Source organism: Streptomyces sp. NPDC043427, assembly GCF_056436655.1.
The window spans coordinates 91,138-112,729 of record NZ_JBWKCC010000013.1; the positions used below are offsets into that span (position 1 = coordinate 91,138).

The following is a 21,592-nucleotide window of genomic DNA, read 5'->3' on the forward strand; positions in this document are numbered from 1 at the left end:
CTCGTACCCCCACAGAACCAAGAAAAAAGACACCCAACGACACACCACCCCCCCCCCACCCCCCCCCCCCCCCCCCCCCCCCCCCCCACAGCGCTGTGTGTTTCACACCGCTTGTTTCACACCGACTGTTTCACGCCACTCGTTTCACACCGCTCGTTTCACACCTGGCGTTGTTTCACGTGGAACCACGACCGCGTTGTTTGCATCAGACCAGGTGGGAGCGCTACCACGCTTCCGCCACCTGCGGGGCAGGCACCCACGTCACACCGTTCGCGCCAGTTTGCGCAAAGGGCGGCGCCACTCCGCCCGCCCCTTCGAGTGATACACATCACCCGATACAGACAAAGGACCGGCCGGGCGCCGTGAGGCGCATCCGACCGGTCCGGGAAGTGGAGCCTAGGGGAGTCGAACCCCTGACATCTGCCATGCAAAGACAGCGCTCTACCAACTGAGCTAAGGCCCCGAAAGGAACGCCTCACCGGAGGATCCCCATACCGGTGGGCGCCGCAGACCAGAGTACCGGGTCGCCCCCGGTATCTCGCAAAATATGGGGGGTCCCCGCGGACGGCCACTCTCCGTAAGATGCTCGTCGTGGTTCGCTACAGCGAACCGCGGTATTTGGGGAAGCGATGGGGAGACGCAATGGACGCCGCACAGCAGGAAGCGACCGCGAGAGCGCGGGAACTGCAGCGGAACTGGTACGGGGAGCCGCTGGGGGCGCTCTTCCGTAAGCTCATCGACGATCTTGGTCTCAACCAGGCTCGTCTCGCGGGGGTACTGGGACTGTCCGCACCGATGCTGTCGCAGCTGATGAGCGGTCAGCGGGCGAAGATCGGCAATCCGGCCGTGGTCCAGCGGGTGCAGCTGCTGCAGGACTTGGCCGGACAGGTCGCGGACGGCAGCGTGAGCGCCGCCGAGGCGACCGACCGCATGGACGAGATCAAGAGGTCACAGGGGGGATCGGTGCTCAGCAACACCACACAGACGACGAACAGTTCGGGGGCACCCACAGTCAAGCGTGTGGTCCGCGAGATCCAGTCGCTGCTGCGCTCGGTGGCCGCCGCGGGCGACATCATCGAGGCCGCGGACACCCTGGCCACGAGCCATCCGGAACTGGCCGAGTTCCTCAAGGTGTACGGCGCCGGCCGCACGTCCGACGCGGTGGCGCACTACCAGTCCCACCAGTCCTGAGCCCACGGCCCGGTCACCGAAGGGGGTTCGGCAACCGGGCCGACGGCAGGGGGAGTCGCAGACCAGCGGCAGGGGGTACCCGCGAGGGGCACGGGCGTATCACTCATCAAGGGGGACTCGAGGGGTCGTAGCCCTCTCCATGGGGGAGGGAACGGGGGAGGCCTGAGGGGGAGGAGCAGCGCGCAGCCATGGGTGAGGTGTTCGCCGGCCGGTACGAACTGGCCGACCCGATCGGACGCGGCGGAGTCGGCGCCGTCTGGCGCGCCTGGGACCATCGGCGCCGTCGCTATGTGGCCGCCAAGGTCCTCCAGCAGAGCGACGCCCACTCGTTGCTGCGGTTCGTCCGCGAGCAGGCGCTGCGGATCGACCACCCCCATGTGCTCGCGCCCGCCAGCTGGGCCGCCGACGACGACAAGGTCCTGTTCACCATGGACCTCGTCGCCGGCGGCTCACTGGTCCACCTCGTGGGTGACTACGGTCCGCTGCCACCGGCGTTCGTCTGCACCCTGCTGGACCAGTTGCTCGCCGGGCTCGCCGCGGTGCACGACGAAGGCGTCGTCCACCGGGACATCAAGCCCGCCAACGTGCTGCTGGAAGCCACCGGCACCGGTCGGCCGCGGCTGCGTCTGTCCGACTTCGGCATCGCGATGCGGCTGGGCGAACCGCGGCTGACGGAGACCAACCTCGTGGTGGGGACGCCCGGTTATCTCGCCCCCGAGCAGATGATGGGGGCCGAACCGGACTTCCCCGCCGACCTGTTCGCCGTCGGCCTCGTCGCGCTCTACCTGCTCGAGGGCGCGAAGCCGGACGCCAAGGCACTCGTCCAGTACTTCGCGGAGCACGGAACGCCCGCTGCCCCCAAGAGCGTTCCGGAGCCCCTGTGGCAGGTCGTGGCGTCCCTGCTGCAGCCGGATCCGCAGGCTCGCTTCCGCACGGCCACGGGGGCCCGCAAGGCGCTGGCCGCCGCTGTGGAGCTGCTGCCCGAGCCGGGCCCCGACGACGAGCTGATCGAGATCTTCGACCAACTCGGGCCCCTGCCAAAGGGGTTCGGCCCCGAGGGGCCGCTGAGACGGGTGCCGGGGGTGGACGGAAGGGGGGTGACTCCTGCGGAGGGGACGCCTGTTGGGGGGACACCTCCCGTGGGGGTGCCGCCCGGGCAGCCGGTCGGGCAGCCGGTCGGGGACACGACGGGCTCCCGGCCCGCCTCCGGCGTCGTACCCGACGATCCACGCCGAAGTGGACCGCCGCAGCCGTCCAGGGCTTCGCAGCCGCCCGTGCCGTCCCAGCAGGCCATGCCCGCGACTCCCGCGCAGCCGTCCACGCCCTCACAGCCGCTCAGCATGTCGGACACCGGCAGCTTCCACCTGCCGCCTCCGCAGCCCTCCGTGTCCTCCCCCCAACCGGTCTCGGCCCCTCAGCCACCCGCTGTGCGGCCGCCGGCGGACCCGGCGTACACACCGGCGCAGGCGGCGTACCCGTCGTCGGCCCACCACGCCTCGCACGCCCCTCACGATCCCACCTACGCGTTGCCCACGCGCCCTCACACCGCCACTGCCTCGTACACGGCTCAGACCCCGCAGGCTCCCCTCCCGGCCCAGGACACGGCTCGGCATCGCGCCCGGCGGCCCGGGCCGCCCGCCAGGATCGCGGTCCCGCTGCTGCTGCTCGCGCTGGTCTGCTACGGCGTCGGGTTCTGGGCGCTCGCACGTATCTGAGCGGAGGCCCTGCGCCGGGCCGTCCCCGTCCACACCCCGAGGACGACCAGGAGCGCGGTACCCGTCCCGATGCCTCCGACGGCGAGCGCCCGCATCGCGGTGGTGTCATCGGCGGCGGCGCCCTCGGCCGCGGCCAGACGGTCCTGTGCCGTGATCTCGAAGACGCCCCGCGGCACGGACTGCCCCGCGTATGCGGGGCCGGGCTCCCCCGCCCCGCCGACCCGTACCCGCAGGGTCAGCCCGAACGGCCCGTCGCCGAACCGGTCGGCCACCTGCGCGGCCAGGTGGACGACGAGGTAGTAGGAGCCGGCGAACCGCATGCCCCGGACCTGGTCGCCCACGTCGTGGCGGTTGGCGTACGCGACCGGCGGCACGGGGGCGAGCGAAGCCGACTTCTGCCGTCCGTCGTAGCCGACGCCGACGTCCTCGACGTGCGCGCGCACCGGGTTGTACAGCGACATCTCCAGGGCGGCGACCGCGTAGCCCTCGCCGTCGGGCGCGCTGCCCAGCTCGGCGGTGGCGTGGAGCTGTCGGCCCCAGTCGACCGGCACCGCGTAGAAGAGGGTCTGCCCGGGTGCGATGTCGCTGTGCCAGACGCCCTGGCCCACGGGGGTGGCGGTGCTGAAGCCGGCTCCGCCCTCGCGATTCACGGGCTCACCGCTGAGGGGTGCGGGCGTGGCGGAGTCCCAGACCTCGGGCGCGCTGGTCGCGCCGGCCTGCCGTAGCGGCGGCTCGGAGACGGGGGCGAGCTCCAGATCCCAGTCGTCCGCAGAGGAGCCTGTAGAGGAGCCGGCCGAAGAGCCGCCTGTCGTACGGAGCCGCTCGACGACCACGTAATACGTGCCCGCTCCCTGGCACAGGCTCTTGCCCGGCGCCACCTCGCGCTCGCCCCAGGCCGCGATCGGATGGGGGCTGCGCGCGGCCCCGAGGGTCTGGCTCTCGACGGAGCAGCTGTGGCTGTCGGCGTCCTGCACGGTGACCTTGAGCCCGTCGGTGGCGGCGACGGTGGTGCCGGGGCCGGGGACGGCGGTGGCGGAGACGTACGCGTTGGAGGTGTCGTCGAGTTCGAGGCGGTAGTAGATCTTCCCGCCGGCCGGGAGGGTGCTCCGGTAGGTGCGGCCGGGTTCCAGGCGTTCGGCGTCGGTGGTGCTCGTCGCGCCCTCGACGGCCCGGGCGTCGTCGGCGAAGGCGTAGGCCCCGGCGGTCGGCAGTCCGACCGCCAGCGCGCCCGGCGCGGGGAGTGCGACGGCGGCGCAGAGTACGGCACCGGCGACGGTCACGCGCGGGGGCGCGGGCCGACGACCGCGCCGTCCGCGCCGTTCTCCCGCGCGCCGCCACGCCGTCGTACGCCGCCCCATCGCACGCCCCCTCGTCGCTGCCCGAACCGTGGCCCATCCTGCCTCGCCGGGCCGTACGACACCCCCGAGACGACGCAAAACCCCGACCGCGAGGGCGGTCGGGGTCTGTTCAGATTCCGGTGTCGGGACTCACGAACCCGTGGGCACGGAGTCAGTCGCCTCCGTCCACAGATCCTGCTCGGCGCGATCCGCCTGGATCTGGCGGTACACGAGGAGCCCGCCGATGGCGGCCAGTGCGACCAGGAGCAGCTTCTTCACCGCGCGACCTCGTCTTTCCTTGACGTAGGGGACCTCTGCCGCCCGACTATACACACCGATCGATATCGATCGGTGACCTACGTCGATCGCCAACTACCGTTCGGTACGGCTCAGTAGAAGCGGATGCCGGTATTCCGAGTGTGCACCGAGTGCCCCCCTTTCTCCGCTCTTCTTACCTTTCGCCCCTCATAGGTCCATCCGAGTGGTGTTCATCCGAAGATCGACGCGCCACGGGCGTAGGTCCACCACTTCGCGCCCCCCGTACACATCATGAGGAAAGTACGCAACTCGCCCAACCCGAAAGTGAGGGGTCATGGCCCAGAACCAGGTCATGAAGCTGTGGACCGCCATCGTCACCGCCTTCCTCGCGCTGTGCACGACGCTCGGCCTCGTCACGACGACCGCCGCCGCGGCCGTACAGGAGACCGGAACCGCACGCAACAGCAGCGACGACAGCACCGCACACGTGACACCACCGGCGATGACCCCCTGGGCCTGGTCCCATGCCCGGGCCCTGCCCCCCACGATGAAGCAGCGCATCCGAGCCGAGGCCCACGGCAAGTCCCCCAGCTGCCGCCACCGCCCCCTCGCCGACCCGCAAGCGCAAGCCACCACCCGAGCCTCCCAGCCCGCCTGCGACACCCCACCCAGGCCCGCCATCCCCCTCCAGCGCTGACACCCCCGCCCCACCAGCACAACCCAACGGCGAACTTGCGTACGCCCCAAGAGGCCCGGCCGCTCCCCCAGGAGCGCCCGGGCCTCTTGCCATGACTCACCCCCGCTGCCCCTCAGCGAGGTCGCTGTTCCCCTGCGTCGATGCGGCCCCGGCGCTGCGAACAGTCGAGTCGGGCAGACCCGCTCCACACCGCCTCCGTGCGGCTTTGGTGGCCCTGCTTCCCGTCGCGCACTCCGCTTCCCGGACACGACCCCGGCGGCCGATGTCAGCCGTCAATGCAAAGACCCCCGATCCGTGTGGACCGGGGGTCTTCTCGCTGGTGGGGCTAACAGGATTTGAACCTGTGGCCTCATCCTTATCAGGGATGCGCTCTAACCAACTGAGCTATAGCCCCGCCGCGCTCTGCGGTGTGTGTCCCGCGCGCTGACTCCTGAAGATTAGCGCACGACGTGGGCAGTCCCAAAATCGGTTGTCGGAGGACCGTCAGGCGACCCTCACTCGTCCTCGGCCAGCGTCAGCTCGACCCCGCCGACGAAGCCCGCGGAGAGGTTGTAGATGAACGCGCCGAGGGTCGCGAGGGCCGTCGCGAGGACGACGTCGATGACCGCGATGACCGACGTGAACATCAGCACATGGGGGAGGGAGAGGAACGACTGGAGGTCGAAGCCGTTCGACTCGTTGGAGCCGGTGGCTTCCGCGATCGTGCCGCCGACCGAGGAGAAGACACCCATCGCGTCCATGACCATCCACAGCACGGCCGCCGCGACGATCGTGCAGATGCCCAGCGCGATGGAGAGCAGGAAGCTGACCTTCATCACGGACCACGGGTCTGCCTTGGCCACCCGCAGACGCGCCTTGCGGACGCGGGGCGTGGTGCTCGCCCCCGTGCGCGGGCGGCGTACGGCCCCGGAGGGGGCGGGTGCCTGCGCCTGGTAAGCCTGCGGCGGGTGGTACGGCCCCGCGGCCTGCTGCGGGGAGCGCTCCCCCGGAAGCGGCGATGCGGGCGGCGCGGAGGCCGGCTGCGGCGCCGCGGGCCGGGCCTGCGGCTGTCCCTGCGCGCCGGCGTCCTTGTGCTGGGCCTGCGGACCTCGGGAGTCCGTCACAGCTCCCCCCTGGGGTCCCTGGGCGTCATGCGACTGCGAGTCGGCCACGGGTGCCTTGATCGCCTTCAGCTGGGTCGTGTGCGTATCCGTCGCACGCGCGGCGGAGCCACGGCCGCCGCCGTCCGTTTCCGTACCGGTGGAGGTACCGGAACCGGTCGACCCGGCGCCCGTGGCTCCGCTCACGATGACTCACTCCTCGTGCTACTCGGACGAGGGCGCCTCACCCTCGTCCGTGCCGGTGGGCGCGACACTGTCGGCGGTCTCGTCGACGACCACATCGCCGTCGACCTCCTCCGCCTCGCGTCCCGCCTCGGCGTTACGGGCGATGCCGACCACGGCATCGCGCTTGCCCAGGTTGATCAGTTGGACGCCCATGGTGTCACGGCCCGTCTCCCTGATCTCGTTGACTCGCGTACGAATCACACCGCCCGACAGCGTGATGGCGAGGATCTCATCGGTCTCCTCGACCACCAGCGCGCCGACGAGCGAACCGCGATCCTCGACGATCTTGGCGGCCTTGATACCGAGGCCGCCGCGACCCTGAACGCGGTAGTCGTCGACGGCAGTCCGCTTCGCGTACCCACCGTCTGTGGCAGTGAACACGAACGTACCGGGTCGAACAACATTCATCGAGAGCAGTTCGTCTCCCTCACGGAAACTCATGCCCTTGACACCGGAGGTGGCGCGACCCATGGGACGCAGCGACTCGTCCGTGGCGGTGAACCTGATCGACTGCGCCTTCTTGCTGATCAGAAGCAAGTCGTCGTCCGCCGAGACCAGTTCGGCTCCGATCAGTTCGTCGTCGGAACCGTCCTCCCGCTCACGGAGGTTGATCGCGATCACACCGCCGGAACGAGGGGAATCGTAATCCTTCAGAGGCGTCTTCTTGACCAAGCCGGCCTTGGTCGCGAGAACCAGGTACGGCGTCGCGTCGTAGTCGCGGATGGCGAGGATCTCGGCGATAGCCTCGTCCGGCTGGAAGGCCAGCAGGTTGGCGACGTGCTGTCCGCGCGCGTCACGGCCGGCGTCGGGGAGCTCGTACGCCTTGGCGCGGTACACGCGGCCCTTGTTGGTGAAGAACAACAGCCAGTGGTGCGTGGTCGACACGAAGAAGTGGTCGACGATGTCGTCTTCCTTCAGTTTCGCGCCGCGCACGCCCTTGCCGCCGCGCTTCTGCGCCCGGTAGTCGACGGTCTTGGTGCGCTTGACGTAGCCACCGCGCGTGACGGTGACGACGATGTCCTCCTCGGCGATCAGGTCCTCGATGGACATGTCACCGTCGTAGGGCACCAGCATGGTCTTGCGGTCGTCGCCGAACTTCTCGACGATCGCGGCGAGTTCCGCACTGACGATGCCGCGCTGACGGACCGGCGACGCGAGGATCTCGTTGTACTCGTTGATCTTCGCCTGGAGCTCGTCGTGCTCCTGGACGATCTTCTGGCGCTCCAGGGCGGCCAGTCGCCGCAGCTGCATCTCGAGGATGGCGTTGGCCTGGATCTCGTCGATCTCCAGGAGCTCCATCAGGCCCCCGCGCGCGATCTCGACGGTGTCGCTGCGACGGATGAGCGCGATGACCTCGTCGATGGCGTCCAGGGCCTTCAGCAGGCCGCGCAGGATGTGCGCCCGCTCCTCGGCCTTGCGCAGCCGGAAGCGCGTACGGCGGACGACGACCTCGATCTGGTGCGTCACCCAGTGGCGGATGAACGCGTCCAGGGAGAGCGTGCGCGGGACGCCGTCGACCAGCGCCAGCATGTTGGCGCCGAAGTTGGTCTGCAGGTCCGTGTGCTTGTAGAGGTTGTTCAGGACGACCTTGGCGACCGCGTCGCGCTTCAGGACGATGACCAACCGCTGCCCCGTACGAGACGACGTCTCGTCGCGGACGTCGGCGATGCCGCCCACCTTGCCGTCCTTCACCAGGTCGGCGATCTTCTGCGCGAGGTTGTCGGGGTTGACCTGATAGGGCAGCTCCGTGACCACCAGGCACTGGCGGTTCTGGATCTCCTCGACCGCGACGACCGCGCGCATCGTGATCGAGCCGCGGCCGGTACGGTACGCCTCCTCGATGCCCTTGCGGCCCACGACGAGCGCGCCGGTCGGGAAGTCGGGGCCCTTGATGCGCTCGATGAGCGCATCAAGGAGCTCCTCGTGGGACGCCTCGGGATTCTCCAGGTACCACTGGGCGCCGGCCGCGACCTCGCGCAGGTTGTGCGGCGGGATGTTGGTCGCCATGCCGACCGCGATACCGGCCGAGCCGTTGATCAGCAGGTTCGGGAAGCGTGCCGGCAGGACGGTCGGCTCCTGGGAGCGGCCGTCGTAGTTGTCCGTGAAGTCGACGGTCTCCTCGTCGATGTCGCGGACCATCTCCATCGACAGCGGCGCCATCTTGCACTCGGTGTAGCGCATCGCCGCCGCCGGGTCGTTGCCCGGGGAGCCGAAGTTGCCGTTGGAGTCCACCAGCGGCATCCGCATCGACCACGGCTGGGCGAGGCGGACCAAGGCGTCGTAGATCGAGCTGTCGCCGTGGGGGTGGTAGTTGCCCATGACGTCGCCGACCACGCGCGCGCACTTGTAGAAGCCGCGCTCGGGGCGGTAGCCGCCGTCGTACATGGCGTACAGGACGCGGCGGTGGACGGGCTTGAGACCGTCCCGGACGTCGGGCAGCGCACGCGAGACGATGACGGACATCGCGTAGTCGAGGTACGAGCGCTGCATCTCGGTCTCGAGCCCGACGGGCTCGACACGCTGGGCGATAATGCCGCCCTCTTCAGAGGTGACGGGAGTGTTCTCGTCGGCCATTGCTGGTGAAGATCCTTCCTGGTGCGGTCAGCTGAGACCGACTCAGATGTCGAGGAAGCGGACGTCCTTGGCGTTTCGCTGGATGAACTGGCGGCGGGCCTCGACGTCCTCGCCCATGAGGACCGAGAACAGGTCGTCGGCCTGGGCGGCGTCGTCGAGGGTGACCTGGCCGAGGACCCGGTGCTCCTGGTCCATCGTGGTCACACGCAGTTCCTCGGCGTTCATCTCGCCGAGACCCTTGAAGCGCTGGATGGAGTCCTCGCGGATGCGCTTGCCGCGCTGGCGGCCCATCTCGATCAGCGCGTCGCGCTCGCGGTCCGAGTACGCGTACTCGATGTCGTCCCGGCCCCACTTGATCTTGTACAGCGGAGGACGGGAGAGGTACACGTGCCCGGCCTCGACCAGCGGCCGCATGAAGCGGAACAGGAAGGTGAGCAGCAGGGTGCTGATGTGCTGGCCGTCGACGTCGGCGTCCGCCATCAGAATGATCTTGTGATAACGGAGCTTCTCGATGTCGAAGTCCTCGTGGACTCCGGTGCCGAAGGCGGAGATCAGCGCCTGGATCTCCTGGTTCTGCAGGATCTTGTCGATCCTGGCCTTCTCGACGTTCAGGATCTTGCCGCGGATCGGGAGGATCGCCTGGTACTGCGGGTTGCGGCCGGACTTGGCCGAACCGCCGGCGGAGTCACCCTCGACGATGAAGATCTCGCACTTGATGGGGTCGTTCGACTGGCAGTCGGAGAGCTTGCCCGGCAGAGAGGCCGACTCAAGGAGGCCCTTGCGACGCGTCAGGTCACGGGCCTTGCGGGCCGCCACTCGCGCGGTGGCCGCCTGGATGCCCTTGCGGACGATGTCCGCCGCCTCGACCGGGTTGCGGTCCAGCCAGTCGTTGAGGTGCTCGTAGACCGCCTTCTGGACGAAGGTCTTGGCCTCCGTGTTGCCCAGCTTGGTCTTGGTCTGCCCCTCGAACTGGGGCTCGCTCAACTTGACCGAGATGATCGCGGTCAGACCCTCGCGGATGTCGTCACCCGTGAGGTTGTCGTCCTTCTCCCGCAGCAGCCTCTTGTCGCGCGCGTACTTGTTGATCAGGTTGGTGAGCGCCGAGCGGAAGCCCTCTTCGTGCGTACCGCCCTCGTGCGTGTGGATGATGTTGGCGAAGGAGTACACGCCCTCCGTGTAGCCGCCGTTCCACTGCATGGCGACCTCGAGGGACAGGCTCTTGTCCTTGTCCTCGGCCTCCAGGTCGATGACAGTGGGGTGCACCACGTCCCCCTTGCGGGAGTTGAGGTACTTCACGAAGTCGACGATGCCGCCCTCGTAGTGGTACGTGACGGTCTTGACCTCGTCCTTGGCGTCCGCACCGGCCTCGTCGGCACCGGTCACGGCCTTGGCGGACTCGCGCTCGTCCGTGAGTTTGATCGTCAAACCCTTGTTGAGGAACGCCATCTCCTGGAAGCGCCGCGAGAGCGTCTCGAAGGAGTATTCGGTGGTCTCGAAGATGTCGCCGTCGGCCCAGAAGGTGACCGAGGTGCCGGTCTCCTCGATGGCCTCGTGCTTCGCGAGCGGGGCAGTCGGGACGCCCATCTTGTAGTCCTGCGTCCAGCGGTGACCGTCGGTCCGGACCTCGACGGAGACCTTGCTCGACAGGGCGTTCACGACCGAGACACCGACGCCGTGCAGACCACCGGAGACCGCGTAGCCGCCGCCACCGAACTTGCCGCCCGCGTGGAGCACGGTCAGCACGACCTCGAGGGCCGGCTTGCCCTCGGACGCGACGATGCCCACCGGGATGCCACGGCCGTTGTCGACGACGCGGACGCCACCGTCGGCGAGGATCGTCACCTCGATCGTGTCCGCGTGCCCGGCCAGGGCCTCGTCGACGGAGTTGTCGACGACCTCGTACACGAGGTGGTGCAGGCCACGCTCACCGGTGGAACCGATGTACATACCGGGTCGCTTGCGGACCGCGTCCAGACCCTCGAGGACGGTGATGGCGCTGGCGTCGTACGAGGCGGTGACCTCGCCGTTCGACGAGGTCACCGCGGCGTCGGCGCCGGTGTCGGTGGACGGGATGTTCTCGTTGGGGTTGCCGGAATCGGCCACGAAGCGCCCTTTCTGGCACAGCACGAGCCGGGCTCGTCGGCGGGTTGCCGGAGCGGCCGCGGCATGTTGCGTTGGTAAGCCTTGGTCAGCGTTGCTCAGCTTTTCCCGGACGGTCCCCACGTTCGGGGCGGGATTGTCTTCCAGTCTACCGGTAGCGCCGACAGTGATGGGGGTTTGCCGGTACCTGAGTCCTGATGTGCCGCCCTCAACCGGTCTCGGACGGGTCCCGATATGTGGATGGGGGCTCCAAGAGGCTCACAGCGGCACTCAGAGCTTCCGGGTGTCAACCCGTTGCTACCCCCGGGTCAGGTCGCTTTCCGCATCGGTGTGCGAGGGTGTCGCGGGCCCGTCGCGGTGGCATGACAAAGGCGCCGACGCCACTTCGGCACCGACAGCAATGTGACAGAGGTCACCCGTAGGTGTCGCCGGGACCCGTGCTCCCGGGGGCGCGCAGCGGGCCGTAGCGGCGGGCGGGACCCCCGGGTCCGTAGACCTTGATCTGCTTCACCGCGCCGTGGCCCAGGTCCTCGTTCAGGCGGGCGACCAGCGTCGGGGCGAGCAGGCGCAGGTTGGTCGCCCAGGCCGTGGAGTCGCAGCGCACCACGAGGACCCGCTCGTCCTCGTCGTACCGCTCCGGTACGCAGTGCTTGGCCACGTCCTCGCCGACGATCTCCGGCCAGCGGCCCATGACGCCGCCCACCGCGGCCGGGGCCTCCCAGCCGCGCTCGGTGAGCAACCGGTTGATCGCGGCGCCGAGCGCCATCGGGTCGCGGCCGTCGGCACGCGCACCGGAGCGCAGGCCGCCCCCGCGACGCGCCTGCTTCCGCTGCTGCGCCGCGTCCCCACGCGCGCGTGCCTGCTCCCGGGCCGCGCGCAGCGCCACGCGCGCGAGGTCGACGCCGGAGGGTTCGGGCGTCTTCGGGGCCGGTTCGTCGGCGCTCATACGCGCTCCACCGCCCCGTCGGCCACGGCGTACCGCGCCCCCGCCAGCACATGCGGTACGTCGTCGTCGACCGCGGCCGTCACCAGTACCTGCTCACCGGGCGCGACCAGCTCCGCCAGCCGCTCCCGGCGCCTGGCGTCCAGCTCGGCGAAGACGTCGTCGAGGATCAGCACCGGCTCGTTGCCCTCGGCCCGCAGCAGGTCGTACGAGGCCAGCCGCAGCGCCAGCGCGTAGGACCAGGACTCGCCGTGGGAGGCGTATCCCTTGGCCGGCAACTGACCGAGTTTGAGAATCAAATCGTCCCGATGAGGCCCTACGAGAGTGACGCCCCGCTCGACCTCCTGCTTGCGGGCGTCGGCGAGCGCCGCGATGAGCTGGGCGTAGAGGTCCTCGCGCGTGTGGGCCTCGCCGGGCGCGGACGGCTTGTACTCCAGGGCCACGGGGCCGCCGCCGGGCGCCAGTTGCTCGTAGGCCTTGTCGGCCAGCGGCTGGATCGCGGCGATCAGGTCGAGGCGCTGGGCAAGCAGTTCGGCGCCCACGCGCGCGAGGTGCTGGTCCCAGACGTCGAGTGTGGACAGGTCCATGGAGCGGCCGCCGTGCCGACGGGCCAGCGCGGCCGACTTCAGGAGGGTGTTGCGCTGCTTGAGCACCCGCTCGTAGTCGGAGCGCACGCCCGCCATGCGCGGGGAGCGGGCGGTGATCAGCTCGTCCAGGAAGCGGCGTCGCTCTCCGGGGTCGCCCTTGACCAGGGCGAGGTCCTCGGGCGCGAAGAGGACGGTCCGGACGATCCCCAGCACGTCACGGGGCCTGACCTGGGAGGACCTGTTGATACGGGCGCGGTTGGCCTTGCCGGGGTTCAGCTCCAGCTCGATGAGCTGCTGCCGCTCGCCCTGGCGGACCTGCGCGCGGACGACCGCGCGGTCGGCGCCCATACGGACCAGGGGCGCGTCGGAGGCGACGCGGTGGCTGCCGAGGGTGGCGAGATAGCCGACGGCCTCGACGAGGTTCGTCTTGCCCTGCCCGTTGGGGCCGACGAAGGCGGTGACGCCCGGGTCGAGCGGGACCTCGACCCGGGCGTACGAGCGGAAGTCGGCCAGCGACAGGTGCGTGACGTGCATGGTCGGGTGCCGACCTCCCCCACAGTGCTCGGGTACGGATTGCCGGGTGACGTCTCGTCGACGTACCGGGTTACTTCTTCTCGACCGCGTGGCCGCCGAACTGGTTCCGCAGCGCCGCGATCATCTTCATCTGCGGCGAGTCGTCCTGGCGGGACGCGAACCGGGCGAACAGCGACGCGGTGATCGCCGGCAGCGGCACCGCGTGGTCGATGGCGGCTTCCACAGTCCAGCGTCCCTCGCCGGAGTCCTGTGCGAAACCCTTCAGCCGGTCCAGGTGCTCGTCCTCGTCGAGGGCGTTGACCGCGAGGTCGAGCAGCCAGGAGCGGATGACGGTGCCGTCCTGCCAGGAGCGGAAGACCTCGCGCACGTCCGTGACGGAGTCGACCTTCTCCAGGAGCTCCCAGCCCTCGGCGTAGGCCTGCATCATGGCGTACTCGATGCCGTTGTGGACCATCTTCGCGAAGTGGCCCGCGCCGACCTTGCCGGCGTGCACGGCGCCGAGGTCGCCCTTCGGCTTGAGGGCGTCGAAGATCGGCTGCGCCTTGGCGACGTTCTCCGCGTCGCCGCCGTACATCAGCGCATAGCCGTTCTCCAGGCCCCAGACGCCGCCGGAGACGCCGCAGTCGACGAAGCCTATGCCCTTGGCGGCCAGTTCCTCGGCGTGCTTCTCGTCGTCGGTCCAGCGGGAGTTGCCGCCGTCCACGACGACGTCACCGGGTTCGAGGAGCTCGGCGAGCTCGTCGATGGTCGACTGGGTGGCGGCACCTGCCGGGACCATCACCCATACGACGCGCGGGCCCTTGAGGCTGTCCACAAGCTCCTTCAGGGTGTGGACATCCGCGAGGTCCGGGTTGCGGTCGTATCCGACGACGGTGTGGCCCGCGCGGCGGATCCGCTCGCGCATGTTGCCGCCCATCTTGCCGAGGCCGACGAGACCGAGCTCCATCAGTTGTGTTCCTTAGGTTCTGCGACGTGGCGTGACGGCACACAGGTGCCGCGGCACTTTCGTACCCGCGTCCGAGCCTAGACCCGGACGCTCGCTCACATCTGTGGGCATACGCGCTCAGACGTATGCCCCGACCTGCGGGTTCTCTGAGGAACGCCGTCAGCCGCTGAGGCGCACCGGCATGATCAGGTACTTGTATGCCTCGTCCGCCTCGGCGTCCACCGCCGGCTTGCCGCTGAGCAGCGCGGGCTTCGTGGACGTCGTGAAGGAGAGCTGGGCCACGGGGGAGTCGATGGCGCTCAGGCCGTCCAGCAGGAAGGTCGGGTTGAAGGCGATGGAGATGTCGTCGCCCTCCAGCTGGGCGTCGACCCTTTCCACAGCCTGTGCGTCGTCGCTGGAGCCGGCCTCCAGGATCAGCACGCCCTGCTCGAAGCTGAGCCGCACCGGGGTGTTGCGCTCGGCGACCAGGGCCACGCGCTTGACGGCCTCCACGAAGGGGGCGGTCTCGATCACCGCGACGGAGTTGAACTCGGTCGGGAACAGCGTGCGGTACTTCGGGAGGTCGCCCTCCAGCAGGCGCGTCGTCGTGCGACGTCCGGCGCCCTCGAAGCCGATGAGGCCCTCGCCCGAGCCCGAGCCGGACAGCGCCAGGATCACGCTGTCGCCGTTGGTGAGCGCCTTGGCGGTGTCCTGGAGGGTCTTGGCGGGCACCAGGGCGACCGCGGAGACCTCCGGGTTCTCCGGCTTCCACAGGAACTCGCGGACCGCGAAGCGGTAGCGGTCGGTGGAGGCCAGCGTGACGGTGTCACCCTCGATCTCGATGCGCACACCGGTCAGGACGGGCAGCGTGTCGTCACGGCCGGCGGCGATGGCGACCTGCTGCACGGCGGAGGCGAAGACCTCGCCGGGGACCGTGCCCGTGGCGTTCGGCATCTGAGGCAGAGCCGGGTACTCCTCCACAGGCAGGGTGTGGAGTGTGAACCGCGAGGAGCCGCAGACCACGGTCGCCCGTACACCGTCTGTGGAAATCTCCACCGGGCGGTTGGGGAGGGCACGGCAGATGTCGGCCAGCAGACGGCCGGAGACGAGGACGGTGCCCTCCTCCTCGACCTCGGTCTCCACCGACACTCGCGCGGAGACCTCGTAGTCGAAGCTGGACAGGCTCAGCTGGCCGTCCTCGGCCTTCAGCAGCAGGCCGGCGAGGACAGGCGCCGGCGGACGGGCCGGGAGGCTGCGCGCCGCCCAGGCAACTGCCTCCGCGAGTACGTCGCGTTCCACCCGGATCTTCACTGTTGCCGCCTCCTGCTGTTGCCGGCGCTTCTCGCTCTGCCTGGCCCTCGTCGTCTGTCTCGGTGTCGCCGGTTCCCGTGGTGGGAAGGACACCGGGGAACAGTCTGACGCACCGCACTGACAGTAGGTGCCTCTCGGGGTCAAGTCGTGACGAGGGGCAGCCGAGCGCCGAAGAGCGAGTTGTGCACAGGGCCCACTTCGAAACGGATTCCCAGCTCTCTCTAGTTGGGAGTAGTAGTAGGGGCTGTGGATACCGTGGATAACTACGTTTTCCCAGCTCAGAGCGGGAATTTTGTCCACTGGCCCTGTGGGTGGAGGCGGTGGACAACCCGGGGTGTCTGTGGAGAACAGAAAGTTCTGCACACCCCATGCACAGCCTGAGGCGAGTTCTCCCCAGCGGCGTCCCCAGCTTTACCCACCTTTCCCACAGGCCAACCCGGCAGCTTCGTGTGACGCCTTTCACTCGACACGGTGAGCAGGTGCGTCGCGTTGCCGAACAGTGGACAGGCATGTGGAGAAGCGGCCCAACGCTGGGGACAACCGGCCCCAGCCTGTGGGTTGCCCGTGGACAACTTCGTGCACAGCTTGTGGATCAATTCTTCGTCCACAGGCTGTGGAGATCCTTCGTCCACGAATCCACAACCAGTTGACCTGGCCCGATGGTCCCTCAACAGGACGCCCTGTGGACACCGTATGGACAACTTCGCAGTCCCCAGGGTGTGGACGGGAAAAAGTCGTCGAATCTGTGGAGAGTGGCCGTAACCCGGCAGCTATTCGAACAGCGGCTGTCCACGCCATGACCAGGGGCGAGCCCTCGCAGCGGCCCGGGGAAGACGAAGGGCGCCCCCGGGATGTCCTCCCGGGGGCGCCCTCAGTGACGCGTGGCGGCTGCTGTCAGCCGGCCTTGATGCGGTTGGTGAGCTCGGTGACCTGGTTGTAGATGGAACGCCGCTCGGCCATCAGATTGCGGATCTTGCGATCGGCATGCATGACCGTCGTGTGGTCGCGGCCGCCGAACAACGCGCCGATCTTCGGCAGCGACAGGTCCGTGAGCTCACGGCACAGGTACATGGCGATCTGGCGGGCGGTGACCAGGGCCCGGCCGCGCGAGGTGCCGCACAGGTCCTCCACGGTGAGCCCGAAGTAGTCGGCCGTCGCGCTCATGATCGCCGTCGAGGTGATCTCGGGCGCCGAGTCCTCGCCACCGGGGATCAGGTCCTTCAGGACGATCTCGGTCAGGCCCAGGTCCACCGGCTGCCGGTTGAGCGACGCGAACGCCGTCACCCGGATCAGCGCGCCCTCCAGCTCGCGGATGTTGCGCGAGATCCGCGAGGCGATGAACTCCAGAACCTCCGGCGGGGCGTTGAGCTGCTCCTGGACCGCCTTCTTGCGCAGGATCGCGATGCGCGTCTCCAGCTCGGGCGGCTGCACGTCGGTGATCAGGCCCCACTCGAAACGGTTCCGCAGCCGGTCCTCCAGGGTCACCAGCTGTTTCGGCGGCCGGTCACTGCTGAGGACGATCTGCTTGTTGGCGTTGTGGAGCGTGTTGAACGTGTGGAAGAACTCCTCCTGCGTCGACTCCTTGTCCGCCAGGAACTGGATGTCGTCGACGAGCAGGATGTCCATCTCGCGGTACCGCTTGCGGAAGCTGTCGCCCTTGCCGTCGCGGATGGAGTTGATGAACTCGTTGGTGAACTCCTCCGAGCTCACGTAGCGCACGCGCGTGCCCGGGTAGAGGCTCCGCGCGTAGTGTCCGATCGCGTGCAACAGGTGCGTCTTGCCGAGCCCGGACTCGCCGTAGATGAAGAGCGGGTTGTACGCCTTCGCCGGCGCCTCGGCCACGGCGACCGCGGCCGCGTGGGCGAAGCGGTTCGACGCGCCGATGACGAACGTGTCGAAGAGGTACTTCGGATTCAGGCGCGCGGTCGGCTCCCCGGGCCCGGTCGCCGGCGCGGGCTGCGCGGCCAGCGGGCCGGGCGCGCCGGTGGTGGGCAGGTTGGAGCCGACGGGGCCACCGCGGTGGACGTGCCCGGAACCGACCGGTGGCTCGGGCAGGTCACGGCGGCCGCCGTCGCGCTGGTCGTGGCCCGCGCGGGAGGAGTCGTAGTCGGCTCGCGGCGAGTCGTAATCGGAGCGCTGCTGGTCGTACGGCGGGCGCTCCATGGGCTGCGGGCGGTAGTCCTGCGCGGGCGAGCCGTACGCGTCCTGCGCCGGAGCGCCGTAAGCGTCATGTCCCTGACCGCCATAGGAGTCCTGGCCGCGACCGCCGTACGACTCCTGCGACGGGGACGCGTAGGGGTCGCGCTCCGGGAAGCCGAGCCGCTGCTGCTGCCAGCCGTACTCCTCCTGCGAGGGACGCGGCCAGGCGCCGGGCTCGGGGCGCTGGTACTCCGAGGGGTACGCGGGGCGGGCCGTCGGGAGTTGGTCCGCGCGCGTGGGGGGCTGCGGGTCGCCGTCGGGCATCTGTTCGCCGCGGCCCGGTCCGTGGTCGTCCGCGCGGTGGCGGCCGTAGCCGCCGTAGGGGGTGGAGGGGAGCTCGGGCTCCTCGTACCTCGACGGGTCTTCGTAACGCGGCTGTTCGTCGTAGCGGGGCTTCTCGTCGTACCTCGGCTGGTCGTCGTAGCGCGACTGAGGACGGGTGGGGGGCGCCGACGGGGCCGGGGGGTCGCCCGCGGAGTCGTCCACGGTGATCGCGATACGGATCGGGCGGCCGCACTCGCGGCTCAGGCTCTCGCTGACGATCGGGGCGAGGCGGCCCTCGAGCACGCCCTTCGCGAATTCGTTCGGTACGGCGAGCAGCGCGGTGTCGGCGACCAGCGCGAGCGGCTGACAGCGCCGGATCCAGTGCTCGTCCTTCGTCTCGACACCCTGGCCGCGACCCTCACCGAGAAGCTGTTCCAGTACGCGTGGCCACACTGCGGCAAGATCGGCAGGTACGTCAGCCACAGGGCACGCTCTCTCGCAGGTCCCACGAACGTGTGGTGTGGGACGGGTCGGGATGTAAATCGGGTGGGGCAGGGATAAGGGAACGAATCGGAGTCCAGTCACGGTAGTCAGGGCGACGGCTGCGGTTCAAGTTGTTGTCCCCAGCCTGTGGATAGTGTCTCTCCGTAGTTGCTCGTGGATCCCTGGTTTGACCGGATGGCGTAGCCGCGCGTACCGTAACCAGGTCGAGTTGTCGATGGCTGCTGCCGCCTGCCTCCGATGGGCACAGATCGCGTCAGGTGATCGGAAAGCGGTGCACACGGGCGTAACGAGAGCTACTCGTGGGCGCACGGTGACAGCCAGGACGGCACCCCGCAACTACCGATTTCTTCTGGAGCCCCCGAGTGAGCAAGCGCACCTTCCAGCCGAACAACCGTCGCCGCGCGAAGACCCACGGCTTCCGCCTGCGGATGCGTACCCGTGCCGGCCGCGCGATTCTCGCGAACCGCCGCAGCAAGGGTCGCGCCAGCCTTTCCGCCTGATCTGATCAGGTCATGACGTCGTGCTGCCTACCGAGCATCGGCTGAGGCGGCGCGAAGACTTCGCGACCGCGGTACGACGGGGTCGCCGGGCAGGCCGCCCGCTCCTCGTCGTCCATCTTCGTAGCGGTGCCACGGACCCGCACGCGCCTGGGGAGAGCGCTCTCCCGACGCGTGCGGGTTTCGTCGTGAGCAAGGCCGTGGGCGGAGCGGTCGTACGCAACACCGTGAAGCGCCGGCTACGCCACCTGATGCGTGACCGAGTCGCCCTGTTTCCCCCCGGTAGCCTGGTAGTCGTACGAGCGCTGCCCGGTGCGGGTGACGCCGACCATGCACAGCTGGCCCAAGACCTGGATGCCGCCCTTCAGCGGCTACTGGGAGGGGGCGCGCGATGAAGTACCCGCTGCTGGCTCTGATCAAGCTCTACCAGTGGACGATCAGTCCGCTGCTCGGGCCGGTCTGCAAGTACTACCCGTCGTGCTCCCACTACGGCTACACGGCCATCGACCGGCACGGCGCGATCAAGGGAACGGCACTGACCGCCTGGCGCATCCTTCGATGCAATCCGTGGTCGCTGGGCGGTGTGGACCATGTCCCGCCGCGCAAGCGTCCGCGGTGGCACGAAATGCTGCGAGGCGCTTGGCGCGCACGCAGGGGCGGGCCCTCCGCCGCCGAAACGGCCACCGAAGCGAATGGTGCTTCGAGCCCGGCCGCAGAGACACCGTCCCATGCCCAAGGAGCATGATTAGTGGACACGATTGCCAGCCTCTTCAGCTTCATCACGACACCTGTCTCCTGGGTCATCGTCCAGTTCCACACGGTGTACGGCGCCATCTTCGGCCCCGACACCGGGTGGGCCTGGGGCCTGTCGATCGTGTCCCTGGTGATCCTGATCCGTATCTGCCTGATCCCGCTCTTCGTGAAGCAGATCAAGTCGACGCGGGCCATGCAGACGCTCCAGCCCGAGATGAAGAAGATCCAGGAGCGCTACAAGAACGACAAAGCGCGTCAGTCCGAAGAGATGATGAAGCTGTACAAGGAGACGGGCACCAACCCGCTCTCCTCGTGCCTTCCCATCCTGGCGCAGTCCCCGTTCTTCTTCGCCCTGTACCACGTGCTCAACGGCATCGCGACGGGCGACACCATCGGCGTGATCAACAAGAGCCTGCTGGAGAGCGCGCAGAATGCGCACATCTTCGGGGCTCCGCTGGCCGCGAAGTTCACCGACAGCTCGTCGAAGGTGGAGGCGCTCGGAGCCTCGCTGACCGACGTCCGGGTCGTCACCGCGATCATGATCGTCCTGATGTCGGCGTCGCAGTTCTACACGCAGCGCCAGCTGATGACGAAGAACGTCGACACGACCGTGAAGACGCCGTTCATGCAGCAGCAGAAGATGCTGATGTACGTCTTCCCCGTGATGTTCGCCGTCTTCGGCATCAACTTCCCGGTCGGTGTCCTCGTCTACTGGCTGACCACCAACGTGTGGACCATGGGCCAGCAGATGTACGTCATCCGCAACAACCCGACCCCGGGATCCAAGGCTCAGGCCGCGTACCTGGAGCGCCTCGCCAAGCACGTCACCAGCCACGGCAAGACGCGCAACCGCCGTGAGAAGGCCATCGTCAAGGCCATCGTGACCAAGGGCCGCGACCGCAACGAGCACGAGCGTAAGTTCATCAACGGCCTGAACAAGGCGGGGCTCGCGGCGCAGGCCGATGGCACCGTGCTGAAGAGCGAGAGCCACGCGGCCGTCCAGACCGACGACGGCACGGCGACCAGCACCACCGCGACCGCCGCCAAGCGTCAGCAGCCCAAGCGGCAGTCCAAGTCTCAGCGCCAGTCCGGCGGTGCGAAGGCAGCCGGCGAGACCGAGCCGAAGCCGTCGACGTCGCTGACCAAGTCCGACGAGCCGGAGGACGCCAAGCCCGCTGCCAAGAAGGCCGATGCGAAGCCCGGCGCCGGCGGTCGCAGCAAGGCCCAGTCCGGGCAGCGCAAGGGCCCGCAGCGTCCCAAGTCCCCGTCCAAGAAGTAAGAAGGAGCCCATCCCGTGACGGAAGGCACCACCTCCGCCGCCGCCGAGGGTGCAGACACCCTGACCCGCCTGGAGCAGGAGGGCGAGATCGCGGCGGACTACCTCGAGGGTCTGCTGGACATCGCCGATCTCGACGGCGACATCGACATGGACGTCGAGGCCGACCGCGCCTCTGTGTCGATCATCAGCGACACGGGCAGCCGCGACCTGCAGAAGCTGGTCGGCCGGGACGGCGAGGTGCTGGAGGCGCTGCAGGAGCTGACGCGCCTGGCCGTGCACCGGGAGACCGGTGACCGCAGCCGACTGATGCTGGACATCGCGGGCTACCGGGCCAAGAAGCGTGCCGAGCTCTCCGAGCTGGGTGCCAAGGCCGCGGCCGAGGCCAAGAGCACCGGCGAGCCCGTGAAGATGAAGCCGATGACGCCCTTCGAACGCAAGGTCGTGCACGACGCGGTCAAGAGCGCGGGCCTGCGCAGCGAGTCCGAGGGCGAGGAGCCGCAGCGGTTCGTCGTCGTGCTCCCCAACTGATCGGTACGCATATTCCTCCGGCCCCGTCTGTTTCCCAGACGGGGCCGAACTTTGTCAGCCTGGTAGTTCTG

Annotated in this window: 18 protein-coding genes and 2 tRNA genes; 8 read left to right on the forward strand and 12 right to left on the reverse strand. The window is 68.9% G+C overall.

What is annotated here, in order from left to right; genetic code table 11:
• Positions 1-390 precede the first annotated feature (390 nt).
• A tRNA-Ala gene (locus AC067M_RS21750) sits at positions 391-463 on the reverse strand.
• 179 nt (positions 464-642) lie between these two features.
• On the opposite strand from AC067M_RS21750, the gene AC067M_RS21755 reads away from it, so the two are divergent.
• Both AC067M_RS21755 and AC067M_RS21760 read left to right on the forward strand, forming a co-directional pair.
• The gene (locus AC067M_RS21755) at positions 643-1,191 is read left to right on the forward strand and encodes a helix-turn-helix domain-containing protein (protein WP_478698657.1); all 549 of its coding nucleotides are present in this window, start codon (positions 643-645) and stop codon (positions 1,189-1,191) included.
• Between the two features lie 188 nt (positions 1,192-1,379).
• On the forward strand, positions 1,380-2,906 hold the full coding sequence (locus tag AC067M_RS21760) for a serine/threonine-protein kinase (RefSeq protein WP_478698658.1): 1,527 nt from the start codon (positions 1,380-1,382) through the stop codon (positions 2,904-2,906).
• Here the strand turns inward: AC067M_RS21760 and AC067M_RS21765 are convergent.
• Both AC067M_RS21765 and AC067M_RS21770 read right to left on the reverse strand, forming a co-directional pair.
• A complete protein-coding gene (locus tag AC067M_RS21765; RefSeq protein ID WP_478698659.1) occupies positions 2,870-4,264 on the reverse strand; it encodes a hypothetical protein in 1,395 nt (464 codons plus the stop codon). The genes AC067M_RS21760 and AC067M_RS21765 overlap by 37 nt on opposite strands.
• Before the next feature lie 129 nt (positions 4,265-4,393).
• Positions 4,394-4,522 carry a DLW-39 family protein gene (locus tag AC067M_RS21770; RefSeq protein WP_003999697.1) on the reverse strand — a complete coding sequence of 43 codons (129 nt, stop codon included), beginning with the start codon at positions 4,520-4,522 and terminating at the stop codon, positions 4,394-4,396.
• Between the two features lie 313 nt (positions 4,523-4,835).
• Between AC067M_RS21770 and AC067M_RS21775 the strand changes: the two genes are divergently transcribed.
• Complete coding sequence (locus AC067M_RS21775; RefSeq protein WP_478698660.1) at positions 4,836-5,198, forward strand: DUF6344 domain-containing protein; 363 nt, start codon at positions 4,836-4,838, stop codon at positions 5,196-5,198.
• 317 nt (positions 5,199-5,515) lie between these two features.
• Here the strand turns inward: AC067M_RS21775 and AC067M_RS21780 are convergent.
• The 9 genes from AC067M_RS21780 to dnaA all read right to left on the reverse strand — a co-directional run bounded on the left by AC067M_RS21780 (position 5,516) and on the right by dnaA (position 18,443).
• Positions 5,516-5,592 (reverse strand) — tRNA-Ile (locus AC067M_RS21780).
• 100 nt (positions 5,593-5,692) lie between these two features.
• Positions 5,693-6,484, reverse strand: a complete 792-nt coding sequence (locus AC067M_RS21785) for a DUF3566 domain-containing protein (RefSeq protein ID WP_478698661.1) — start codon at positions 6,482-6,484, stop codon at positions 5,693-5,695.
• An 18-nt stretch (positions 6,485-6,502) separates the two neighbouring features.
• On the reverse strand, positions 6,503-9,097 hold the full coding sequence (gyrA, locus tag AC067M_RS21790; RefSeq protein WP_478698662.1) for a DNA gyrase subunit A: 2,595 nt from the start codon (positions 9,095-9,097) through the stop codon (positions 6,503-6,505).
• 42 nt (positions 9,098-9,139) lie between these two features.
• On the reverse strand, positions 9,140-11,200 hold the full coding sequence (gyrB, locus tag AC067M_RS21795; RefSeq protein WP_478698663.1) for a DNA topoisomerase (ATP-hydrolyzing) subunit B: 2,061 nt from the start codon (positions 11,198-11,200) through the stop codon (positions 9,140-9,142).
• A gap of 409 nt (positions 11,201-11,609) precedes the next feature.
• Positions 11,610-12,143 carry a DciA family protein gene (locus tag AC067M_RS21800; protein WP_478698664.1) on the reverse strand — a complete coding sequence of 178 codons (534 nt, stop codon included), beginning with the start codon at positions 12,141-12,143 and terminating at the stop codon, positions 11,610-11,612.
• On the reverse strand, positions 12,140-13,261 hold the full coding sequence (gene recF, locus AC067M_RS21805; protein ID WP_478698665.1) for a DNA replication/repair protein RecF: 1,122 nt from the start codon (positions 13,259-13,261) through the stop codon (positions 12,140-12,142). The genes AC067M_RS21800 and recF overlap by 4 nt, the downstream gene beginning before the upstream one ends.
• Positions 13,262-13,331: 70 nt before the next feature.
• Positions 13,332-14,207 (reverse strand): phosphogluconate dehydrogenase (NAD(+)-dependent, decarboxylating), encoded by an 876-nt coding sequence (gene gnd / locus AC067M_RS21810; protein WP_478698666.1) that lies wholly within the window; start codon positions 14,205-14,207, stop codon positions 13,332-13,334.
• A gap of 159 nt (positions 14,208-14,366) precedes the next feature.
• On the reverse strand, positions 14,367-15,497 hold the full coding sequence (gene dnaN, locus AC067M_RS21815; RefSeq protein WP_133928034.1) for a DNA polymerase III subunit beta: 1,131 nt from the start codon (positions 15,495-15,497) through the stop codon (positions 14,367-14,369).
• An 894-nt stretch (positions 15,498-16,391) separates the two neighbouring features.
• Positions 16,392-18,443, reverse strand: a complete 2,052-nt coding sequence (gene dnaA, locus AC067M_RS21820; protein WP_478698667.1) for a chromosomal replication initiator protein DnaA — start codon at positions 18,441-18,443, stop codon at positions 16,392-16,394.
• 383 nt (positions 18,444-18,826) lie between these two features.
• Here dnaA and rpmH point away from each other — a divergent pair, with 383 nt between their 5' ends.
• The 5 genes from rpmH to AC067M_RS21845 are packed head-to-tail and all read left to right on the forward strand — an operon-like array spanning position 18,827 to position 21,521.
• Complete coding sequence (rpmH, locus tag AC067M_RS21825; RefSeq protein WP_005482975.1) at positions 18,827-18,964, forward strand: 50S ribosomal protein L34; 138 nt, start codon at positions 18,827-18,829, stop codon at positions 18,962-18,964.
• Positions 18,965-18,984: 20 nt separating this feature from the next.
• Positions 18,985-19,356, forward strand: coding sequence for a ribonuclease P protein component (gene rnpA / locus AC067M_RS21830; protein WP_478698668.1), 372 nt, complete (start codon positions 18,985-18,987; stop codon positions 19,354-19,356).
• Complete coding sequence (gene yidD, locus AC067M_RS21835; RefSeq protein WP_478698669.1) at positions 19,353-19,706, forward strand: membrane protein insertion efficiency factor YidD; 354 nt, start codon at positions 19,353-19,355, stop codon at positions 19,704-19,706. The genes rnpA and yidD overlap by 4 nt, the downstream gene beginning before the upstream one ends.
• Before the next feature lie 3 nt (positions 19,707-19,709).
• The gene (gene yidC / locus AC067M_RS21840) at positions 19,710-20,993 is read left to right on the forward strand and encodes a membrane protein insertase YidC (RefSeq protein ID WP_478698670.1); all 1,284 of its coding nucleotides are present in this window, start codon (positions 19,710-19,712) and stop codon (positions 20,991-20,993) included.
• Between the two features lie 15 nt (positions 20,994-21,008).
• On the forward strand, positions 21,009-21,521 hold the full coding sequence (locus AC067M_RS21845) for a Jag family protein (protein ID WP_478698671.1): 513 nt from the start codon (positions 21,009-21,011) through the stop codon (positions 21,519-21,521).
• Positions 21,522-21,592 lie beyond the last annotated feature (71 nt).

What these genes read in the sequence shown, in the direction of transcription:
- yidD (WP_478698669.1), top strand. Translation starts at nt 19,353, where the DNA reads ATGAAGTACCCGCTGCTGGCTCTGATCAAGCTCTACCAGTGGACGATC.
- recF (WP_478698665.1), bottom strand. Translation starts at nt 13,261, where the DNA reads ATGCACGTCACGCACCTGTCGCTGGCCGACTTCCGCTCGTACGCCCGG.
- AC067M_RS21775 (WP_478698660.1), top strand. Translation starts at nt 4,836, where the DNA reads ATGGCCCAGAACCAGGTCATGAAGCTGTGGACCGCCATCGTCACCGCC.
- AC067M_RS21765 (WP_478698659.1), bottom strand. Translation starts at nt 4,264, where the DNA reads ATGGGGCGGCGTACGACGGCGTGGCGGCGCGCGGGAGAACGGCGCGGA.
- AC067M_RS21755 (WP_478698657.1), top strand. Translation starts at nt 643, where the DNA reads ATGGACGCCGCACAGCAGGAAGCGACCGCGAGAGCGCGGGAACTGCAG.
- AC067M_RS21800 (WP_478698664.1), bottom strand. Translation starts at nt 12,143, where the DNA reads ATGAGCGCCGACGAACCGGCCCCGAAGACGCCCGAACCCTCCGGCGTC.
- gyrA (WP_478698662.1), bottom strand. Translation starts at nt 9,097, where the DNA reads ATGGCCGACGAGAACACTCCCGTCACCTCTGAAGAGGGCGGCATTATC.
- AC067M_RS21760 (WP_478698658.1), top strand. Translation starts at nt 1,380, where the DNA reads ATGGGTGAGGTGTTCGCCGGCCGGTACGAACTGGCCGACCCGATCGGA.
- gnd (WP_478698666.1), bottom strand. Translation starts at nt 14,207, where the DNA reads ATGGAGCTCGGTCTCGTCGGCCTCGGCAAGATGGGCGGCAACATGCGC.